Raw genomic sequence first — 18,553 nt, 5'->3', positions numbered from 1 at the left:
TAAAAATTTTAAGTTGAAATTATTTAAAAATCCAATTTAATTTTCAATATTTCCTAGCCAAGAAGGGTTTTTCCCTATTATAGCTTGATATTCTTCCAACGTTACATTCTTGTGACTAAGAATTATTGATGTAATTTTTGAATTAGGGTTAGATTCTCTTAACATGTTTTCTGCATATCTTTTTACTTGATTTGGCTCGTATATACCAGAACCCGTAACTATAACATTCTCCGGTAAACCACTGTCAACTATAACACTGACTTCGTCTATATAATAATGTCTTAAATTATTCATTCTTTAAAATGTTTTATAGAATACTATTAGATTTTGTTTTCTTTTAGTGTTAGTTTTTAATCTTTAAAAGTTTGACGAACAGTTTCGTCTCTGTCTATACCGGATATCATTACATCAAACTCCTCCAAATTCTGTAAAATTCCAGGACAGTCATCAAAAACATTTTCAAAAGCAAAATGTAAATTTTTTGTATTATCACTTATTTCAATATATTTGATCTCATCGTCTTCTCTTGGTACAATTTCAGTTTCAGAAAATACGTTTTGAAAATCGTCTAAAATTTGTTTTAATTTTTCGGCTTCTTCCTTGGTAAAATTGTTTAACGAGTCTTCTTCTCCATGCTTGTAGAGGTAGAATTTTTGATTATTGTAAACATTATTTGTAACTTTTGTTAATACTGAATAAGTCATAAATTTAATTTTATTTGTTTATATTATTTTTTGTTAAATATTTATTCGCCGTTAGTGGGAGTATTCTACTCATGCAAATGCAAATTATTCACGAACGAGATGCTCGCACTATTAGGTGAGCTATAGAAAAATTATTCTTCACTTTCTTGTTCTTCTTCTTCACTTTCTTGTTCTTCTTCTTGCTTTCTTTTTTCTTCTTCAGCTTCTTTTTTTTCCTTTTCTTCTAATTGCTTTTTTTGATATTCATCTTCTTCATCCTGTCTTATTCTGTCTTCTTCATCTTCGTTGTCTTCTTTTTGCTGAATTAGATCATCCTCATCTTTCGCATATGTACTGGTGTTACAATCTCCATCATTTCCAATAATTTTTACTGTGTAATCAACACCACGGTCACTTGTAAACGAAGCTTCGCCGCTTGAAATATCTGGAGGAGTAAAATGGGAATTGTCAAGCCAGCCTCCATTCGGCCAATGAATTTCAATTAGTTCATTATTTTCAATTTCAACAAGTAAAATATATGTTGAGTTAGTCCCGGTTTCGGAATAATAATAATCTATTTCTGCACAATAAGTTCCATCAGAATAATCATCTTCTCCAAAATCCCCTAATGTGTGTTCTTGTAAATAATAACTATTTGATTTTTTACACTCAGCAAACAAAATGCTAATGAATACAATTGAAAATATTTTTAAAAGTTTTTTAACTTTCATTTTTCGTTGTTGGTTCTTTTAATTTCAAATTTTATAAAGAATTAAATAACAATAGTTTTTAGAGAAAGTGATTTAATGTAAAAACAAACATCGACTTTAATTTAAATTAATCACCACGTAAAAACACCTGATTTTTATAAGACGATTAATTATCAATTATTTAAATTAGTTTTTCCAAAAATAATCCTCTTCACTTTAATAATTTTACGGAAATCCGTAATAGGTCTTTTAAATACGAGTGTTCTAGCCCTGATAGAAGTGAAAATCCTTTTGTGCCGGGGTTCGGCACAAAAAATTGTAACGGATAGCAGGAAACAGCTCCAAAAAACATTCATAAATCCACTAAAATTTCTCCGAAAACCACCCTCAAAATTCCCAAAAAATCAACACTAGAATTTTCCACAAAAATTTTGTAATTTTGCAGTCCAATAAAAGGAATTAGAAAATGTTAGATAGACTTCAATATGTAAAGCAGCGTTTTGATGAGATTTCGGATTTGATTATTCAGCCGGATGTTATTGCTGATCAAAAACGTTATGTGCAGCTTAACCAGGAATATAAAAGCATAAAAGCACTGGTTGAAAAGAGAGAAGAATACATTCTTGTTTTAGCAAATATTGACGAAGCAAACGAAATTATTGCTGACGGAAGCGATGCTGATATGGTTGAAATGGCCAAAATGCAGCTTGACGAAGCAAAAGAACGCTTGCCGCAGCTAGAGGAGGAAATCAAATTTATGTTGATTCCTAAAGATCCTGAAGATGCTAAAAATGTAATGGTTGAGATTCGCGCCGGAACGGGTGGGGACGAAGCTAGTATTTTTGCAGGGGATTTATTTAGAATGTATACTAAATATTGCGAAGGCATGGGCTGGAGAACTTCGGTTGTAGATATGAACGAAGGGACTTCTGGAGGTTTCAAAGAGGTTATTTTTGAGGTTTCGGGAGAGGATGTTTACGGAACTTTGAAGTTTGAAGCAGGTGTTCACCGTGTACAGCGTGTTCCGCAGACAGAAACGCAAGGTCGTGTGCATACATCGGCAGCTACTGTTATGGTTTTACCAGAAGCAGAAGAGTTTGATGTACAGATCGATATGAACGATGTTCGTGTAGATTTCTTCTGTTCGTCTGGACCTGGAGGACAATCTGTAAATACGACGAAATCGGCAGTACGTTTAACCCACATTCCAACGGGATTAGTGGCGCAATGTCAGGATCAGAAATCGCAGCATAAAAATAAAGATAAAGCCTTAATCGTATTACGTTCTCGTTTATACGAAATGGAATTAGCCAAAAAACAAGAAGAAGATGCTACAAAACGTAGTTCTCAGGTAAGTTCTGGTGACCGTTCGGCTAAAATTCGTACGTACAACTATGCTCAAGGTCGTGTAACCGATCATAGAGTTGGTTTAACGCTTTACGATTTAGGAAACATCATGAATGGTGATATCCAAAAAATTGTTGCCGAGTTACAATTGGTAAACAATATGGAGAAATTGAAAGAAGCTTCGGAAGTATACTAAGTTGCTAAGATACTAAGATGCTGAGGTTCTGAGTTTTTTTAGATTGTAGACTTTGGATTTTAGATTAAGATATAAAAAAGCCGAACTTATGTTTGGCTTTTTTATTATCACAAAAAACTTAGCATCTTAGAATCTCAGAACCTTAGCCCCTTTCAAAAAAAGTCCCTTTTTTACGAATCTATCTTCTCTAATTATAAAGGTTTTCTGAGAAACTTAGAAGCTTAGCATCTTAGAGCCTTAGAAACTTTCAAAAAATTTTATATTCTCATTTTTTATTTCATATTTGCGTTACTAATCAACCAATTATAACCAATTTATGAAGAGAACTTTACTATTATTTTGCTTCTTTGGAAGCTTTTTTTATGCCCGGAGTCAGTCTTATTTCGGATTTAGGGATGACAATTATGCCGGAATTCAGGGCGTATTATTTAATCCGTCGGCAATTGTAGATTCTAAATACAAAGCCGATGTTACGATTGCTTCGGCAAGTGCAACGGCACAAAATGATTTGTACGGAGTTAATTTTGCCGAAATATTCGACGGCGGTTACGATCTGGATACAGATGCCAAAAAGAAATTCAAATCGAATAACAGAGGGAATTTTAATGTCGATATTCTTGGTCCTTCTTTTATGATGAATATTAATGAACAGCACAGTATTGGCGTTTTTACACGTGTACGAAGTATTACCAATTTGGTTGGCGTAAACGGACAGCTTGTTGATGAGGTGAATAAAGATATTGATGCGTCAAACAGTTTTTTAATATCAGGAGGAAATCCTAATGGTGTCAATAATTCGTGGGCAGAGATTGGAGCCAGCTACGGAACGATTTTGTTAGATCATGATGTACATTTTCTTAAAGCTGGGATTACCATAAAATATTTAATGGCAGGAGTGAACGGTTATATCAACGGAAATAATTTGAGTGTTGCCTTTAATAAAAATGATGCAGATCCGGCTTTGAGTTCCTATACTTCAACAGGAACTTTGAAAACTGCCGCAAGCTATGATTATGAAAACGGAAAAGATCCTGAGTTTGATTTGGCTTCGGCAGGAATAGGGCTTGATTTAGGATTTACTTATGAATATCGTACCAATTGCCATACTTGTATAGGAAACAGATATAAGCTTAAAGCTGCTGTAGCAGTAACGGATATTGGCAAACTTAATTATAAAAATCTAACTGAAAACACCTATGATATAACCGGAAATGTTACTCAGGATGACATTGACAATGCTGACGATGTTTTCAAGTTTTTTGATACTTATTATACCAAAATCTCATTGAGAAAAGGGGTAAAAGCAAATTTACCAACGGCATTGCACACCAACTTCGACTGGAATATCGATAATAAGTTTTATTTGAATTTAAGCAGCGATTTTAGTTTAGTTGATGCTAAAAAAATCAACGGAACTTCGATTGCAAACTCGGTTACATTTACGCCGAGATACGAAACCAGACAATTCAGTTTTTATATTCCCATAACTTATACGGAATACAGCGGAACACAAATTGGAACTGGTTTTAGAGCCGGCCCGTTATTTATTGGTTCTGGATCTTTGATTTCGAATTTGTTTTCAAATAATTCTAAAGCAGCGAACGTGTATGTTGGTTTGAAACTGCCAATTTATCAAAATTATAACTAAGTTTCTAAGTTGCTGAGATGCTAAGTTTCTAAGTTTTTTTTTAAATGAAAAAGAGATTGTTTCACTTGTGTGAAACAATCTCTTTTTGTTTGATTGAGAACTATATTACTTAGAAACTAAAATCTTAGAATCTTAGCAACTTAGAACCTCAGAACCTTAAAAATATAATAAAGTACTAACTGTTTAACCGTTTGTAATAGCAAAAACGTATAAACGAGTTATATACCAAAAAATACTCGTGTGTATTCAAAACATTTATATAGATTAGAGTACATGTATACACCGTTTTTTAATACTATATGACTTAACTTTTCCATAATGTTTAAAATTTAAGTTTAACAATTACTCTCTAGATGGTTCGTATTGTGATGATTCTTCTTCGTCTTCTTCAGAAGTTTCATGTGAAGATTCGCTTGGTTTTGAAACCAGATTAGTTACAACAAGCTGTACGATTGAGCCCAAAATTCCTTTAAAAACTGAATCGCCTTTGCCTACAATAAATCTTTTAGCAAGATATCCAATTCCGATACTGATGGCAGATTGTGCCAGGTGGCTTTTAAAACCAACTGTTTCGTTGATTTCCTCGACCGTATTTCGAATGAGATTAATAGGTTTTAAATTCTCTTTAATATCTTCGATATGGTCTTTAATGGCGCACCATTCTGTATCCTGACGATCTTCTAATAATTTAATTCTCTGATTTAATTCATCAATAGTGTAAATAGGCTCCATAATAGTCTTTTTTAATATTAATTGTTTTAAATCAGTTTATTTTTCTTTTAAAATACTCGAAATAATCGAGTTACCAATTGGGGTTTTTATCAGTCTGTGATGCGATTTGTGCAGTACAATGGCCACTATTAAATAGAAAAGTGCCATGATAAAAAAGCCAAAATAATATTCCCCAAGTTCTTTCCCAATCCATAAACTTAAACCAACATTAAGGAACAACGTAAAAAATGCAACAACAACACCTACCGCTATCTTTGATGCTAATGATGAAACACCATCGGCGACTGAATTTATTGTTTTGAGTTTTAATAATTCTAAACTCGTTTTTGTATAATTTTCAGCTTTTTCATATAGATTAAAGTCCTGGTTTGTTGTTGCATTTGGTTCCATGATGTTGGTATTTATGGTTTGAAAAAATCACTTATATTAATAGTTTGATTTTACAGTTTTAGCTTCATCTTTAACTGTATTGAAATCATCTTTTACCTGGTTGAATTTTGCTTTTCCTTCCTCGATGATGTCTTTACCGTTTGAAGTGATTGTGCTTACAATACCATCAAATTTAGTTTTGATATTATCTCCGTAATCTTTCGATTTATCTTTGATTTTTTTTCTGGTATTTGAACCTTTGTCCGGTGCAAATAATACTCCTAATAATGCTCCTGCTGCTGCAGCTCCTACGATTCCTAAAATTGTGCTAGATGCTTTCATAATATTGATTTTTAATAGATTAATATATTTATTTAATGTTGATTAATTTTAAATCTCTCGGCCTTTGATAAGTCTTAGTAAAATGGCAATAATGGCGATTACTAATAAAATATGGATGATACTTCCAAAACTGTATACAAAGAACCCAAGAGCCCACAGAATAATAAGTATTACTGCTACGGTATATAATAAATTTGACATGGTTGTTTATTTAATGGGTTAGTAATAATTGTTTAATTTAACTTATATGAAAGGTATAAGGTTAAATTGCTGTTTTTTGCGTCTGGGAACGTATACGTTGTTCCGGCAACAGTTCTTTCTTTTCCAACAGTTGTAAGACCATAATTGTAACGTAATCCGATGCTTATTGGGTTAAAATCTACTCCAACACCTGCAGCGATACCCGCATCAAATTTGTTTAAATCGTCTGTGTCTACATCTTCGTCAAAATCAAAATCTCCGTTTCCTGTAACTTTAGAACTTACCAGATATGATGCATATCCACCGGCATGTACATTAAAGTTTTTAGTAATGTTAACTCTTACTAAAAGAGGAACTTCGATATAGTTTAATTTGAATTTAGCGTTTCCTGATGCAAAAGCATTGTTGTATTCAAATTCAGAACCCTTTGTTGTAAATAAAATCTCTGGCTGAATAGCTACGAAATCTGAAATTGGTAATGTAGCATATACACCGGCATTAAAACCGTATAGAACATTTTCATCAGTAGGTTCGTTGTCACCATCAGATATTAAATTCGACATGTTGAATCCTCCTTTTACACCAAACTCTGTGTTTACATTATTGTCCTGAGCGTGCAGCATTCCAAATGAAGCTGAGATAAAAAGGGTTAAGGCGCATAAAAAATTTGTTTGCATTTTCATAATAAAATAATTTAGTTAGTAATCCGGGCTTTTAAATAATTCTTTTTTAATTTTTTTTGTTAGTGATTCTTTCGGTTTCCCTCAAGAGATCAAATTGTTCAGGCAAATACTTTAATACTAATTTTAAAATTATTTTATCGTTAGTTTCTTTCGAAACGGTTTCTAATAACTTAATTTGCTGTTCCAGGCATTCTTTCATAGAGTTTAAATACACTCTGTTGAAATCCCTAGGATTTGCGGTAATTAATTCATAAGTATCTCTTCTGTGTGTTGCATTTATTTCAGAAATTATAATAAGCTTTTTATTGGCTAATTCTGTTATTTCCTGCAGCAGTTGATTTTGATGTCTTTCGATGTTTTTACCTAAAACCACTATTGAATTGTCTGAACTTTTTTGTTGTGCAATTTGACTTTTTGAAATAATTGTTTTTCCAACATTTGCCGTTTCAATAAAAAAAAAGGCTATTGTTTCTTCCTCCTCGTTTTTTGTAAAAGCTTCATTTTTTTTTAATGTATTTTCTATCGAATTATTTTTTTTGCATGATGAAGCACAAATCATAATCAATAAAATTAGTACCCTAAAAAATGCTGCTTTTAGTACTTGGATTTTTTTCATTATTACTTCTTAAAGTATTACATTACAAAGATGCTAACGAATACAACGTTTTGCTTTACAGCATAAAAAAGAAACGTTATATAATTCCCATAAAGAATTTATATAACGTTTAATATGTAGTGTTTTAGGGTGTTGACGACTTAGTCAGGAAGAAATATGGTAAAAACAGAACCTTTATCAGGCTCACTTTCGGCCATAATAAATCCTTTATGGTTCTCTACGATTTTCTTACAAATCGCCAAACCAATTCCGGTTCCGGGATAATCTGTTTTTGAATGTAAACGCTGAAACAAAATAAAGATCGTTTCTTTAAACTGAGGATCAAATCCCATTCCGTTATCTGTAAAAGTTATTTTGTGGAATTTTTTAATATTTTGATCCAGCTTCGGATAATCTTCAGCATTTACTCTGGAGCTTTCAATAGTTATAGAAGGTATAACATTTGGTCTGCTGTATTTTAAAGAATTTCCAATAAGGTTAATAAAAAGCTGTTCTATTTGATATGGAATCACGGCAAGTTTAGGAAGTTTATTTGAAACAATAACCGCGCTTTTTTCTTCAATAATTTCTGTTAGTTCAGATTCGGCGTTTTCAAGCAATTCCTCTAAGTTCGTTTTTATAAATTCTTTCTTAGTCGTATTAGTTCTTGAAAATAAAAGTAAATCATCAATTAAAACACGCATTCTTTTTGCCGAAACTTCAATTTTCTCAATATAATCTCTTGCACTTTGTGACATTACTGCTTTATCAGCATCAGAAACCCTAGAAATAAAAGTCTGGATTTTTCGCAGCGGTTCCTGTAAATCGTGACTCGCCACGTGGTTGAAAGATGCCAATTCCTTATTACTTTTTTCTAATTCTTTATTACGTTCCTGCAATTCAATGTTTAGCAAATGCTCATCAGTAATATCAAAATTAATTCCCAGTAAAATTTTACTTCCCTGCTGATCTGTCAATAATTTTCCTGTAGATTTAAAATATCTTACTTCATGGCTCGGAAGCAGTACTTTATAATACACAAACGGAAGCTGTCTGTTTTTTAAAATTCCTTCAATAGAATTCGAAACATTTTCTTTGTCATCAGGATGAACAAAATCTAAAAAAGTTTCTTTTACAGGTACAAATGCTCCCGGATCATAACCCAATAACCGATATTGATTATCTGAATAATCTATTTTATTACTATCTAAATCCCATTGCCAGGTACTGAATTTTCCAATAGTTTCTGACTCCGATATTAATCCGTTTGAAATTAAAAGCCTTTTATTGAAAACTTTTAAACGCTGAAAATCCTTGCTGATTTGTCTAAAAGCTATAAGGATAAAAAATAAAGCCGTTAAAAAAAGGGAAATAGAGAAAAGAGGACTTAAAGAAATTTCGTCATCATAGATTTTAAGTCTGTTTTTTAAATACGTTTTCTCGATGTCGTTCATTTCGTCCACTTTAAAACGAATGTTTTCCATCAGGATTCGTCCCCCAAACATATGATTGTCGAGTCTTCGTTTATCATATGTTTTGGGATCGCTGTATTTTAAACAATTTTCGAAAGAAACAAAACGCTGAATAATGAGTTTGAATAACCTTCGAAGGTTTGCCTGCTGAACGGGATTATCAGCAGTTAATTTTTTTAAAGTAATAAATGAAGTGTTTACCTTATCGCGAGAATAAATATAAGGAGTTAAAAAACGGGCATTTCGGGTAATAATATAACCTCTTTGTCCGGTTTCGGCGTCCTTAATTGCCGACATTAATCTTTCTAACTGAATGTTTATTTCGTAGGTATGCATAACCAGTTTACTTGATTCGTTCAAGTCCTGATTATGTTTATAAGCAATAGAAGAAAGAAATAACAGAATGAAAACTGCGATTACAAAAATAACTCTCAAAGAGTTTGAAGAATTAAAATTTGGTATCCATTTCATTGGTATACTTTTATTTTAGTCGCAGCAAGAAATTATCACGATTTAACCCAGAGGTATGATAGTGCCAGTTTACGGTCACGACTTCATTAATTATTTTTTTCAGCGTATTAAAATCGCTTGGCTTTTTGATATAAATATTGGCACCCTGAATAAAAGTATCTTCTATATCTTCTTCAGAAGATGAAGTCGAATAGATTGCAATAATTATATTTTTAAGATGTTCTGTTTTTTTAATTTCAATCAAACACTCTTTACCAGTTTTTTTTGGCATATTTAAATCCAGAAACAAAATATCCGGCAGTTTGTTATCTTGGTCCATTAAATGCTCCATTAACTGCATTCCATCATGAACAAACTCTACGTTAGTTTGTATCTTGATTTCTTCAAAAGCATCCTTAAAAAAAAGACGATCATCTTCGTCATCATCCGCCAGTAAAATATTTAATGCGTTTTTTTGCATTTTAGTATGGTATTTGGTTTTTTATTTTAAATTTTCTCTTCGTTTTTTAATTATTCTTTGAAATGCCGATGGTGTAATTCCGGTCGTATTTTTAAACTGTGTGCTTAAATGCGCAACGCTGGAGTAATTTAACAAAAAAGCAATTTCTGTCAAACTCATTTCATTAATAATAATCAATTGTTTTGCTCTTTCAATTTTTTGTAAAATGATGAAGTTTTCGATAGACGAATAGGTAACTTCTGAAAAAACATTGGATAAATAACCATAACTATGGTTTAGTTTTTCTGCCAAAAATACAGAACTTTTATAATTGTTACTGTCTTCCATAAAGACAAGTTCAATTATAGCATCTTTTATTTTCTGTACTAAAACACTTTTCTGATTTTCAACAACTTCAAAACCGTGCGGGGTCAAATTATTTTTTAAAGTTTCGAGTGCATCAGCATCAAGATTGTCGTCAATCTCGATCTCGCCAAATCCTAAACTGGTAAAATTAATATTTTGTTGTTCCAGGTTTTGTTTTAGATAAAGTGAACAGATGGTATTTATGTCGAACTTTATAAATAGCTTCATTTTTGTAAAAAATTTGGTTAAAGATAAATAAATTATTTGGGGTTACCGCGTTTAATGTTTTTTAAAAATCGATAAACAGTAATAATACTCGCTAAAAGTTTCAAAAAAATACCGCCTAATACATTTAATTACTAGACGGTATTTCCTGATTGAGCCAGAAGGTTTACAAATCTGACAGAATTTGATGAAATTCTTCTTTAGTTTTACCTAATTTTTGCTGAAGTTTTCCATACAATTCATCTTCTTTTCCCTCAGCATAAATTAAATCATCATCTGTCAACTCAGCATATTTTTGCTTTAGTTTCCCTTTTAACTCATTCCAATTTCCTTTTATTTCTGTAGTATTCATGATCGTGTTTGTTTTTTATTATTACAATGTAAAATTGCAGTTTCTCAATAAAAATTGTGTTACAAGAATTTCGATGATCGTTGCATAATTCACATTTTGCCTTTATTTACGCCTGATAACGACGTAAAACCCAAGCCATTTTTTCGTGTTCTTGTAATAGTCCCGTAACAAAATCAGCAGATCCGGCATCTTTTGTTTCATTTTCAAAAACCGGGATATAATCTCTAAATTCGGTAACCAATTGTTCGTGGTTCTCTAAAAGTTCCTCAAGCATATGTTTTTGCGAAGTATATTCTTTTGGAGATTCTTTAAGAGTCGAATTTTCGATAAATTCCTTCATTGTACCAATTGTTTTTTCGCCAAGCTGACTGATTCTTTCTGCAACCTCGTCAATCTGCGCTTCTAAAATTCGGTATTGCTCTTCAAACAACTTATGCAGTTCCATAAAACTATTTCCGGAAATATTCCAGTGAAACTTTCTCGTTTTTACGTAAAGCGTCATTTCGTTTGATAAAATTGTAGCTAATATAGTAGAGCTCTTTTTTAAGTTTGCACTTGATATTCCGATATGTGGAGTCATAATTGTTGTTTTTTGGGTTCAATTCAAAAATAAAAAGGAAGAGTCTGGCGCATCTTACATAATTAGCAAAAGATGTTACATGAATTCAATGTTTTCATAACATATTAATGATTTCAAAATTGTAGTTTTGCCGCCAACTAAAACTAAAACCCCTGATTAATGAAAAAACAATTACTCATTTTATTTATTTTAATTACTTCCGTATCAGCCAAAGCACAATCTTATTTAGGTTATTTTCATGATAATTATGCAGGTGTACAAAGTGTTCTTTTTAATCCGGCTTCTATAGCCGATTCTCGTTTTAAAACAGACATTAATATATTTTCTGTTAGCGGATCTGTGCAAAATGATTTGTACGGAGTTAAAGTTTTTGATACTTATAAAAAAGGTTATGATTTTGACAGCGAGTCGAAAATGTTTCCAAAAAATGCCAATAATGCATTAGTAAATGTTGATGTTATGGGGCCGTCATTCATGTTTAATATTGCTCCAAAACACACAATTGCAGTATTTACAAGAGCAAGATCAATAACAAATGCCAAGAAAATCAACGGATATTTGGTAGATCAGGTAAAAGATGGTTTAGACGAAGCAAGTGATTTTAATTTCAATTTAGGAAATCCTAACGGATCTTCAAATGCATGGGGAGAATTAGGAATTTCATATGCGGCGGTTTTATATCAAAACAATCAGCACTTTTTAAAAGGAGGTTTAACTGCCAAATATTTACAAGGCGGAGCAAATGCTTATGTTCAGGGAAAAGATGTAAGTGTAAGGTATGTTGAGAACACAGCAAATCCGCAATTAGGAGTATTACAATCAAGTGGAGAAATTACAGTAGGAGGAAGCCAAGATTGGGAAAATAACGAAGATTATGATTTTGACTCTGCTTCACGCGGATTTGGTTTTGATTTCGGATTGGTTTATGAATGGAGACCAGATTACGATCAATATGATTTAAGAAACGCAAAACCTGCAGATAATAATTTCCGTGATTTAAATAAATATAAATTACGTTTCGGATTATCGGTTACAGATATTGGATCGATGAACTACAAAAATTCTAAACTGGATACCTATAATGTAAATGGTATTGTAACGCAGCAAATGATTGATGATGCAGACAATTTATACGACTTTTTAAACGATCATTATACTAAAGTTTCTACTTCAAAAGGAGTAAAAACAAATCTGCCAACAGCTATTCACGCTGATGCTGACTGGAACATGTACAATAAATTCTATTTGAACCTTAACGGAGATATCAGCATGGTTTCTGCCAATAAAATAAATTTATACGGAATTGCAGACAGAGTAACATTAACGCCTCGTTACGAAAGCAGATGGTTTAGTTTTTATGTTCCTGTAACGTATATGCAATATAGCGGTATGCAGGTTGGTACAGGTTTGCGTACAGGAGTTTTCTTTATAGGTTCTGGTTCTATTTTGAGCAATTTAGTTTCAAAAGAATCAAAAGGAGCAGATTTTCATATTGGGATGAAAATTCCGGTTTACGAAAAACAGTTTAAAGATACAGACGGAGACGGAATTATTGATAAAGAAGATGCCTGTAAAAAAGTAGCCGGCCCTAAAGAAAATAATGGATGCCCGTGGCCAGATACAGATGGCGACAAAGTTTTTGATAAAGACGATGCCTGCCCTGATGTAAAAGGTCCAAAAGAAAATAAAGGATGTCCGTGGAAAGATTCTGATGGAGATACTTTATTAGATAATGTTGATGCCTGCCCGGCAGTTGCAGGTCCGGTAGAAAATAAAGGATGCCCTTGGCCAGATACAGATGGAGACGGCGTTTTAGATAAAGATGATGCGTGTCCAAATGTTGCTGGATTAGCAGTAAACAAAGGTTGTCCAGATCTTGATGCTGATAAAGACGGCGTTTTAGACAAAGAAGACGATTGTCCGCTTGTAGCCGGGCCAGCAGATAATAAAGGTTGTCCTAAAGTAACCAAAGAAACTTTAGCACAATTAAAAGTGGAAGCTAAATCTATTTTCTTTAATACAGGAAAAGCAACTCTGGACGGTGCTAAAATGGGAGAAACTTCTGGAAGACTTGACGCAATCAAAGAAATTTTGAAGAATTATCCAAATGCTAAATTTGCAATTAACGGACATACAGATAATGTAGGGAATCCAAAAGCGAATCAGAAATTATCTGAAGCAAGAGCAAAAGCAGTAATGGATCTTTTAATTGAAAAAGGAGTAAATCCTGCCAATTTAACTTCTAAGGGTTACGGAGCTTCAAAACCGGTAAAAACAAATAAAACCGCATTAGGAAGAGCCGAAAACAGAAGAACAGAAATTGTTTACTTAGGTAATTTATAATTGCTTTTGAATATAAAAACAAAAAGCCATTCTTAATTGAGTGGCTTTTTTTATTTTTGCATACTTTCTAAAAAGAATAAAATCTTTGAAAAAGAACTAAAAAAACAATATGACTACACAACAACTACACGAACAAATTCTTCAAAAAAAATCATTTTTATGCGTAGGCTTAGATCCTGATCTGGCTAAAATTCCACCGCATTTATTAGAAACAGAAGATCCAATTTTTGAATTTAATAAAGCGATAATCGATGCAACTCACGATTTAACCGTAGGCTACAAACCAAACACCGCTTTCTTTGAAGCATACGGAATAAAAGGATGGATGTCTCTGCAAAAAACAATCAATTATATCAACGAAAATTATCCTGATATTTTCACGATTGCCGATGCTAAACGCGGCGACATAGGAAATACGTCAAGCATGTATGCCAAAGCTTTTTTTGAAGATTTAAATTTTGATAGTGTAACCGTTGCACCTTATATGGGAAAAGATTCTGTTGAGCCTTTTCTTGCCTTCGAAAATAAACATACTATTATGTTAGCCTTAACATCAAACGAAGGTGCTTTCGATTTTCAGACTTTAAACACAAACGGAACAGAATTATACAAACAAGTTTTAGAAACTTCTAAAACATGGAAAAACAGCGATAACTTAATGTATGTGGTTGGCGCTACAAAAGCCGAATATTTTGCCGATATCAGAAAAATTGTTCCGGACAGCTTTTTACTAGTTCCCGGAATTGGCGCTCAAGGCGGAAGTTTATCTGAAGTATGCAAATACGGAATGAACGATAAAATAGGTTTATTAGTAAACTCGGCAAGAGCTATTATCTACGCCTCAAAAGGAACAGACTTTGCAGAAAAGGCTAGGGAAGAAGCTTTATCAGTTCAAAAAGAAATGGCAGAAATTATTCGTTTAAAGTTTCAGGTTTAAAGTTTAGTTTGAACATAATTTTAACGCAAAGTCCGCAAAGGTTTTTTTCGCAAAGTGCACTAAGAATTAGCTGGAGTTTGTAAAAGTTTTTTTAAGTTCTAAAAGCAAGTGCATAAGTTTTTTGTTTAAAGCTTTGAGAACTTAAAAAACCTTACTTCAACGAAAATACAAACCTTTGCAACCTTTGCGAAAAAAACTTAGCGCACTTTGCGTTAAAATACACACACCAACAACCTGAAACCTGAAACAAAGAAAACATGAAACAAATTAAAGACCAGCTTGGCACTTTACATTCTTTTGAGACGTCTCCAAAGCGTATTATTTCGCTGGTTCCTTCTCAAACAGAATTGCTTTATGATTTAGGTTTAGAAGATAAAATAATCGGGATAACAAAGTTTTGTGTGCATCCGTATCATTTAAAATCTACCAAGAAGATTGTTGGCGGAACGAAGAAAATCCATTTCGAAAAAATAAAATTATTACAGCCTGATATTATCATTTGTAATAAAGAAGAAAACACAGAAGAAATCGTAAAACAATTAAAGGAAATATGTCCGGTTTGGGTTACGAATATCGTTTCTATAGAAGATAATTTCCAGATGATTTCAGATTTCGGACAATTATTCAATTGTAGAACCGAATCTCAAAAGTGGAATGATAAATTGACTTTCGCCTTGAGCGATTTCAAAAAATATATTCAGGATATTCCAGAAAAGAAGGTTGCTTATTTTATTTGGAAAAATCCTTATATGGTGGCAGGAAAAGATACTTATATAAATGAGTTATTAAAACTTAATCATTTTAAAAATATTTACGAAGATAAAGGACGTTATCCTGAAATCGAACTTAAAAAAATGCGTTTAGAAGGTGATCCTGATATCGTTTTTCTTTCCTCAGAACCTTATCCTTTTAAAGAAGAAGATGCTTTTGAAATAGGAAGGTTCACCCACCACGCCAAAACCATTTTCGTCGACGGCGAAATGTTCTCCTGGCACGGCAGCCGATTATTAAAGGCTTTCCCTTATTTTAAATTACTACACGAAAGACTTAAAAATTAGTTTCAGGTTTTCTTTGTTTCAGGTTTCAAGTTGTGTTGGGGTGTATTTTTAACGCAAAGAACGCTAAGTTTTTTTTCGCTAAGTGCACAAAGAAATTAGCTGCAGTTTTATAAAGTTTTTTTTAAGTTCTCAAAGAGTATACCTTTCTCTTTTTTTTTAAGCTTTGAGAACTTAAAAAAAACTTTAATTCAAGAAATATACAAGCCTTTTGCGAAACTTTGCAAAAAAACTTAGCGTTCTTTGCGTTAAAAAATTATACTCAAAGCAAAACAATCTGAAACAAACTTTACACAAAAAATAATGCCGGCATCTCCAAGACGCCGGCATCATTTAACTAACCAAAACCAAAATAATAAATAACCAGTTTATTACATTACAAAGATCCGACATATATCAATCTTATGCTGTTAAGGTCTTGTTATTACTTTGTTGACCATAAGTTAAGATTTGTCAAAACCCTTTTTTGAGCTTTCTGCAGCGTTAAATAATTTTTGATTATTAAAATATAATAACAATCAATTTTGTTTATGAATATCGTAGGGATTAGTTTGTATATTTGATAAAACATTAAAAATCAGCGATATGGAATCAAACAAAAAATTAACAACTGCTACAGGAACTCCAGTTCCAGACAACCAAAATATCCAAACAGCAGGTCCGCGAGGCCCCGTTTTATTACAAGATTTTTGGTTCTTAGAAAAAATGGCACATTTTGATCGAGAGGTAATCCCGGAACGTCGTATGCATGCAAAAGGATCTGGCGCTTACGGAACTTTTACGGTAACTCACGATATTACAAAATACACAAGAGCCGATTTGTTTTCGGAAATTGGTAAAAAAACAGAAATGTTTGCTCGTTTTTCTACTGTTGCAGGGGAAAGAGGTGCTGCTGATGCCGAAAGAGATATTCGTGGTTTTGCTTTGAAATTTTATACAAATGAAGGAAACTGGGATTTAGTTGGAAACAATACTCCGGTATTCTTTTTTAGAGATCCAATGAAATTTCCAGACTTAAACCACGCCGTAAAACGTGACCCAAAAACCAACCTGAGAAGTGCTGATAACAATTGGGATTTTTGGACATTATTGCCAGAAGCTTTACACCAAGTGACAATTGTAATGAGTGACAGAGGAATTCCAAGCTCTTATAGACACATGCACGGATTTGGTAGTCATACATTTAGTTTTATTAATAAACAAAATGAAAGACATTACGTGAAATTTCATTTTGTAACACAACAGGGAATTGATAACCTTTCTGATGAAGAAGCAGCTAAATTAGTAGGAGGAGACCGAGAAAGCCACCAAAGAGATTTATTTGATGCTATCGAAGAAGGAAACTTTCCAAAATGGAAATTATTCGTTCAAATCATGACCGAAGAACAAGCTGAAAATTATCGTTTTCATCCGTTTGATTTGACTAAAGTTTGGTTGAAAAAAGATTTCCCATTGATTCCGGTTGGAGAATTCGAATTAAACAAAAATCCTGAAAATTATTTCGCAGAAGTAGAGCAGGCTGCATTTAATCCGGCACATGTTGTTCCGGGAATTAGCTTCTCTCCAGATAAAATGCTGCAAGCACGTTTGTTCTCTTACGGAGATGCACACAGATACCGTTTAGGAGTAAACAACTTCCAAATTCCGGTAAATTCAGCAAGATGCCCATACAATACTTTCCATAGAGACGGAGCAATGCGTGTTGACGGAAATAATGGATCTAAAAAACATTATGAACCAAATAGTTTTGGTGAAATGCAAGAACAGCCAGAATTTAAAGAACCACCATTAAAACTTCATGGTGATGCCTGGGCTCATAATTTTAGAGATGACGATAACGATTATTTCACTCAGCCAGGATTATTATTCAACTTACTAACTCCAGAGAAAAAACAATTATTGTTTAAAAATACCGCTGCACAAGTTGGAGGTGCTCAAAAATTTATCCAGATTCGTCACATCAGAAACTGCTACAAAGCCGATCCTGCATACGGAGAAGGTGTTGCAAACGCACTAGGTTTAACAATGGATGAAGTAAATACTTTTGATGATCCGAGGTTGTCAATTGTGGTTAGATAAGGTTAAAACAATCAGAGGTTCAAAGGGACAAAGGTTCTGAATCTTAATTAGGATTTAAAAGTAAACCTGACAGGTTTTTAAAACCTGTCGGGTTTTTTATTTTATATCGATATGAATTTGATTTCCATAATTTCAAATATTCTTTATTCAAACTGGACTGAAGTCCAGCTCTACAATATAATTTGTTCCTTCGGAACTATAAAAAGAACCTTCGGCTCGATCCATATTGTAGGGCTGGACTTCAGTCCAGTTTTATATGTACAAAATAATCCGATGGGATTTTAAAATCCCATCGGGTTATTTTGTAGTTTAAAAATTTAATAAAACAAATCAGTGAAAACCCGTTTTATCCGTTAAATCCGTGGGCAAAAATCTATGCACAAAACCTTTGTAAACTGGACTGAAGTCCAGCTCTACAATATAATTTGTTCCTTCGGAACTATAAAAGAGCCTTCGGCTCGATCCATATTGTAGGGCTGGACTTCAGTCCAGTTTTATATGCACAAAATAACCCGATGCGATTTTAATATCCAATCGGGTTATTATTTAGTTTAAAAATTTAATAAAACAAACCAGTGAAAACCTGTTTTATCCGTTAAATCCGTGGGCAAAAATCTATGCATAAAACTTTTGTAAACTGGACTGAAGTCCAGCTCTACAATATAATTTGTTCCTTCGGAACTATAAAAGAGCCTTCGGCTCGATCCATATTGTAGGGCTGGACTTCA

20 protein-coding genes are annotated in these 18,553 nt (G+C 32.9%); 6 read left to right on the top strand and 14 right to left on the bottom strand.

What is annotated here, in order from left to right:
• Nucleotides 1–36 precede the first annotated feature (36 nt).
• The 3 genes from FLAPXU55_RS22505 to FLAPXU55_RS22495 form a co-directional block, all read right to left on the bottom strand.
• The gene (locus FLAPXU55_RS22505; RefSeq protein WP_180861528.1) at nt 37–294 is read right to left on the bottom strand and encodes a hypothetical protein; all 258 of its coding nucleotides are present in this window, start codon (nt 292–294) and stop codon (nt 37–39) included.
• A 56-nt stretch (nt 295–350) separates the two neighbouring features.
• Nucleotides 351–704, bottom strand: coding sequence for a hypothetical protein (locus FLAPXU55_RS22500; RefSeq protein WP_180861526.1), 354 nt, complete (start codon nt 702–704; stop codon nt 351–353).
• 131 nt (nt 705–835) lie between these two features.
• Nucleotides 836–1,414, bottom strand: coding sequence for a hypothetical protein (locus FLAPXU55_RS22495; protein ID WP_180861524.1), 579 nt, complete (start codon nt 1,412–1,414; stop codon nt 836–838).
• 445 nt (nt 1,415–1,859) lie between these two features.
• On the opposite strand from FLAPXU55_RS22495, the gene prfA reads away from it, so the two are divergent.
• Together prfA and FLAPXU55_RS22485 are read left to right on the top strand one after the other, a co-directional pair.
• The gene (prfA, locus tag FLAPXU55_RS22490; RefSeq protein ID WP_180861522.1) at nt 1,860–2,936 is read left to right on the top strand and encodes a peptide chain release factor 1; all 1,077 of its coding nucleotides are present in this window, start codon (nt 1,860–1,862) and stop codon (nt 2,934–2,936) included.
• A gap of 316 nt (nt 2,937–3,252) precedes the next feature.
• Entirely contained in the window at nt 3,253–4,584 is a 1,332-nt protein-coding gene (locus FLAPXU55_RS22485) for a DUF5723 family protein (protein WP_180861519.1), read from the top strand.
• 342 nt (nt 4,585–4,926) lie between these two features.
• On the opposite strand, the gene FLAPXU55_RS22480 is transcribed toward FLAPXU55_RS22485, so the two are convergent.
• From FLAPXU55_RS22480 to FLAPXU55_RS22430, 11 genes are all read right to left on the bottom strand, one after another.
• Nucleotides 4,927–5,316 (bottom strand): hypothetical protein, encoded by a 390-nt coding sequence (locus FLAPXU55_RS22480; protein ID WP_180861517.1) that lies wholly within the window; start codon nt 5,314–5,316, stop codon nt 4,927–4,929.
• 36 nt (nt 5,317–5,352) lie between these two features.
• Nucleotides 5,353–5,706, bottom strand: coding sequence for a hypothetical protein (locus FLAPXU55_RS22475; protein WP_053474145.1), 354 nt, complete (start codon nt 5,704–5,706; stop codon nt 5,353–5,355).
• Between the two features lie 36 nt (nt 5,707–5,742).
• Nucleotides 5,743–6,027, bottom strand: a complete 285-nt coding sequence (locus FLAPXU55_RS22470; protein ID WP_053474144.1) for a YtxH domain-containing protein — start codon at nt 6,025–6,027, stop codon at nt 5,743–5,745.
• A gap of 48 nt (nt 6,028–6,075) precedes the next feature.
• The gene (locus FLAPXU55_RS22465; RefSeq protein ID WP_108422304.1) at nt 6,076–6,228 is read right to left on the bottom strand and encodes a lmo0937 family membrane protein; all 153 of its coding nucleotides are present in this window, start codon (nt 6,226–6,228) and stop codon (nt 6,076–6,078) included.
• Nucleotides 6,229–6,260: 32 nt separating this feature from the next.
• Complete coding sequence (locus tag FLAPXU55_RS22460) at nt 6,261–6,911, bottom strand: porin family protein (protein WP_053474143.1); 651 nt, start codon at nt 6,909–6,911, stop codon at nt 6,261–6,263.
• A gap of 46 nt (nt 6,912–6,957) precedes the next feature.
• Entirely contained in the window at nt 6,958–7,527 is a 570-nt protein-coding gene (locus FLAPXU55_RS22455; protein ID WP_053474142.1) for a DUF4142 domain-containing protein, read from the bottom strand.
• Between the two features lie 140 nt (nt 7,528–7,667).
• Nucleotides 7,668–9,449 (bottom strand): sensor histidine kinase, encoded by a 1,782-nt coding sequence (locus FLAPXU55_RS22450; RefSeq protein ID WP_180861515.1) that lies wholly within the window; start codon nt 9,447–9,449, stop codon nt 7,668–7,670.
• Between the two features lie 10 nt (nt 9,450–9,459).
• On the bottom strand, nt 9,460–9,909 hold the full coding sequence (locus tag FLAPXU55_RS22445) for a response regulator (RefSeq protein WP_053474140.1): 450 nt from the start codon (nt 9,907–9,909) through the stop codon (nt 9,460–9,462).
• Between the two features lie 21 nt (nt 9,910–9,930).
• Nucleotides 9,931–10,482: a helix-turn-helix domain-containing protein gene (locus FLAPXU55_RS22440; protein ID WP_053474139.1), complete on the bottom strand. Its 552-nt coding sequence runs from the start codon at nt 10,480–10,482 to the stop codon at nt 9,931–9,933.
• A 163-nt stretch (nt 10,483–10,645) separates the two neighbouring features.
• Nucleotides 10,646–10,831 carry a CsbD family protein gene (locus FLAPXU55_RS22435; RefSeq protein WP_053474138.1) on the bottom strand — a complete coding sequence of 62 codons (186 nt, stop codon included), beginning with the start codon at nt 10,829–10,831 and terminating at the stop codon, nt 10,646–10,648.
• A gap of 106 nt (nt 10,832–10,937) precedes the next feature.
• Nucleotides 10,938–11,411, bottom strand: coding sequence for a Dps family protein (locus FLAPXU55_RS22430; protein ID WP_053474137.1), 474 nt, complete (start codon nt 11,409–11,411; stop codon nt 10,938–10,940).
• Between the two features lie 159 nt (nt 11,412–11,570).
• Between FLAPXU55_RS22430 and FLAPXU55_RS22425 the strand changes: the two genes are divergently transcribed.
• The 4 genes from FLAPXU55_RS22425 (at nt 11,571) to FLAPXU55_RS22410 (ending at nt 17,825) form a co-directional block, all read left to right on the top strand.
• Entirely contained in the window at nt 11,571–13,754 is a 2,184-nt protein-coding gene (locus FLAPXU55_RS22425) for a DUF5723 family protein (RefSeq protein WP_180861513.1), read from the top strand.
• 109 nt (nt 13,755–13,863) lie between these two features.
• Nucleotides 13,864–14,691: an orotidine-5'-phosphate decarboxylase gene (gene pyrF / locus FLAPXU55_RS22420; protein WP_180861511.1), complete on the top strand. Its 828-nt coding sequence runs from the start codon at nt 13,864–13,866 to the stop codon at nt 14,689–14,691.
• Nucleotides 14,692–14,948: 257 nt separating this feature from the next.
• A complete protein-coding gene (locus tag FLAPXU55_RS22415; RefSeq protein WP_180861509.1) occupies nt 14,949–15,749 on the top strand; it encodes an ABC transporter substrate-binding protein in 801 nt (266 codons plus the stop codon).
• Between the two features lie 582 nt (nt 15,750–16,331).
• Entirely contained in the window at nt 16,332–17,825 is a 1,494-nt protein-coding gene (locus FLAPXU55_RS22410) for a catalase (protein ID WP_053474133.1), read from the top strand.
• Nucleotides 17,826–18,553: the final 728 nt, after the last annotated feature.

It is taken from the genome of Flavobacterium panici (assembly GCF_903819335.1).
GTDB lineage: Bacteria > Bacteroidota > Bacteroidia > Flavobacteriales > Flavobacteriaceae > Flavobacterium > Flavobacterium panici.
Note: the sequence above shows the minus strand (reverse complement) of the source record. Positions and strands in the feature narration are given on the sequence as shown.

Coding starts and splice junctions, on each gene's coding strand:
- FLAPXU55_RS22485 (WP_180861519.1), top strand. CDS start 3,253: ATGAAGAGAACTTTACTATTATTTTGCTTCTTTGGAAGCTTTTTTTAT.
- FLAPXU55_RS22480 (WP_180861517.1), bottom strand. CDS start 5,316: ATGGAGCCTATTTACACTATTGATGAATTAAATCAGAGAATTAAATTA.
- FLAPXU55_RS22440 (WP_053474139.1), bottom strand. CDS start 10,482: ATGAAGCTATTTATAAAGTTCGACATAAATACCATCTGTTCACTTTAT.
- FLAPXU55_RS22495 (WP_180861524.1), bottom strand. CDS start 1,414: ATGAAAGTTAAAAAACTTTTAAAAATATTTTCAATTGTATTCATTAGC.
- FLAPXU55_RS22430 (WP_053474137.1), bottom strand. CDS start 11,411: ATGACTCCACATATCGGAATATCAAGTGCAAACTTAAAAAAGAGCTCT.
- FLAPXU55_RS22465 (WP_108422304.1), bottom strand. CDS start 6,228: ATGTCAAATTTATTATATACCGTAGCAGTAATACTTATTATTCTGTGG.
- FLAPXU55_RS22445 (WP_053474140.1), bottom strand. CDS start 9,909: ATGCAAAAAAACGCATTAAATATTTTACTGGCGGATGATGACGAAGAT.
- FLAPXU55_RS22470 (WP_053474144.1), bottom strand. CDS start 6,027: ATGAAAGCATCTAGCACAATTTTAGGAATCGTAGGAGCTGCAGCAGCA.
- FLAPXU55_RS22435 (WP_053474138.1), bottom strand. CDS start 10,831: ATGAATACTACAGAAATAAAAGGAAATTGGAATGAGTTAAAAGGGAAA.
- FLAPXU55_RS22460 (WP_053474143.1), bottom strand. CDS start 6,911: ATGAAAATGCAAACAAATTTTTTATGCGCCTTAACCCTTTTTATCTCA.
- FLAPXU55_RS22415 (WP_180861509.1), top strand. CDS start 14,949: ATGAAACAAATTAAAGACCAGCTTGGCACTTTACATTCTTTTGAGACG.
- FLAPXU55_RS22425 (WP_180861513.1), top strand. CDS start 11,571: ATGAAAAAACAATTACTCATTTTATTTATTTTAATTACTTCCGTATCA.
- FLAPXU55_RS22450 (WP_180861515.1), bottom strand. CDS start 9,449: ATGAAATGGATACCAAATTTTAATTCTTCAAACTCTTTGAGAGTTATT.
- FLAPXU55_RS22500 (WP_180861526.1), bottom strand. CDS start 704: ATGACTTATTCAGTATTAACAAAAGTTACAAATAATGTTTACAATAAT.
- FLAPXU55_RS22475 (WP_053474145.1), bottom strand. CDS start 5,706: ATGGAACCAAATGCAACAACAAACCAGGACTTTAATCTATATGAAAAA.
- FLAPXU55_RS22410 (WP_053474133.1), top strand. CDS start 16,332: ATGGAATCAAACAAAAAATTAACAACTGCTACAGGAACTCCAGTTCCA.
- FLAPXU55_RS22455 (WP_053474142.1), bottom strand. CDS start 7,527: ATGAAAAAAATCCAAGTACTAAAAGCAGCATTTTTTAGGGTACTAATT.
- prfA (WP_180861522.1), top strand. CDS start 1,860: ATGTTAGATAGACTTCAATATGTAAAGCAGCGTTTTGATGAGATTTCG.
- FLAPXU55_RS22505 (WP_180861528.1), bottom strand. CDS start 294: ATGAATAATTTAAGACATTATTATATAGACGAAGTCAGTGTTATAGTT.
- pyrF (WP_180861511.1), top strand. CDS start 13,864: ATGACTACACAACAACTACACGAACAAATTCTTCAAAAAAAATCATTT.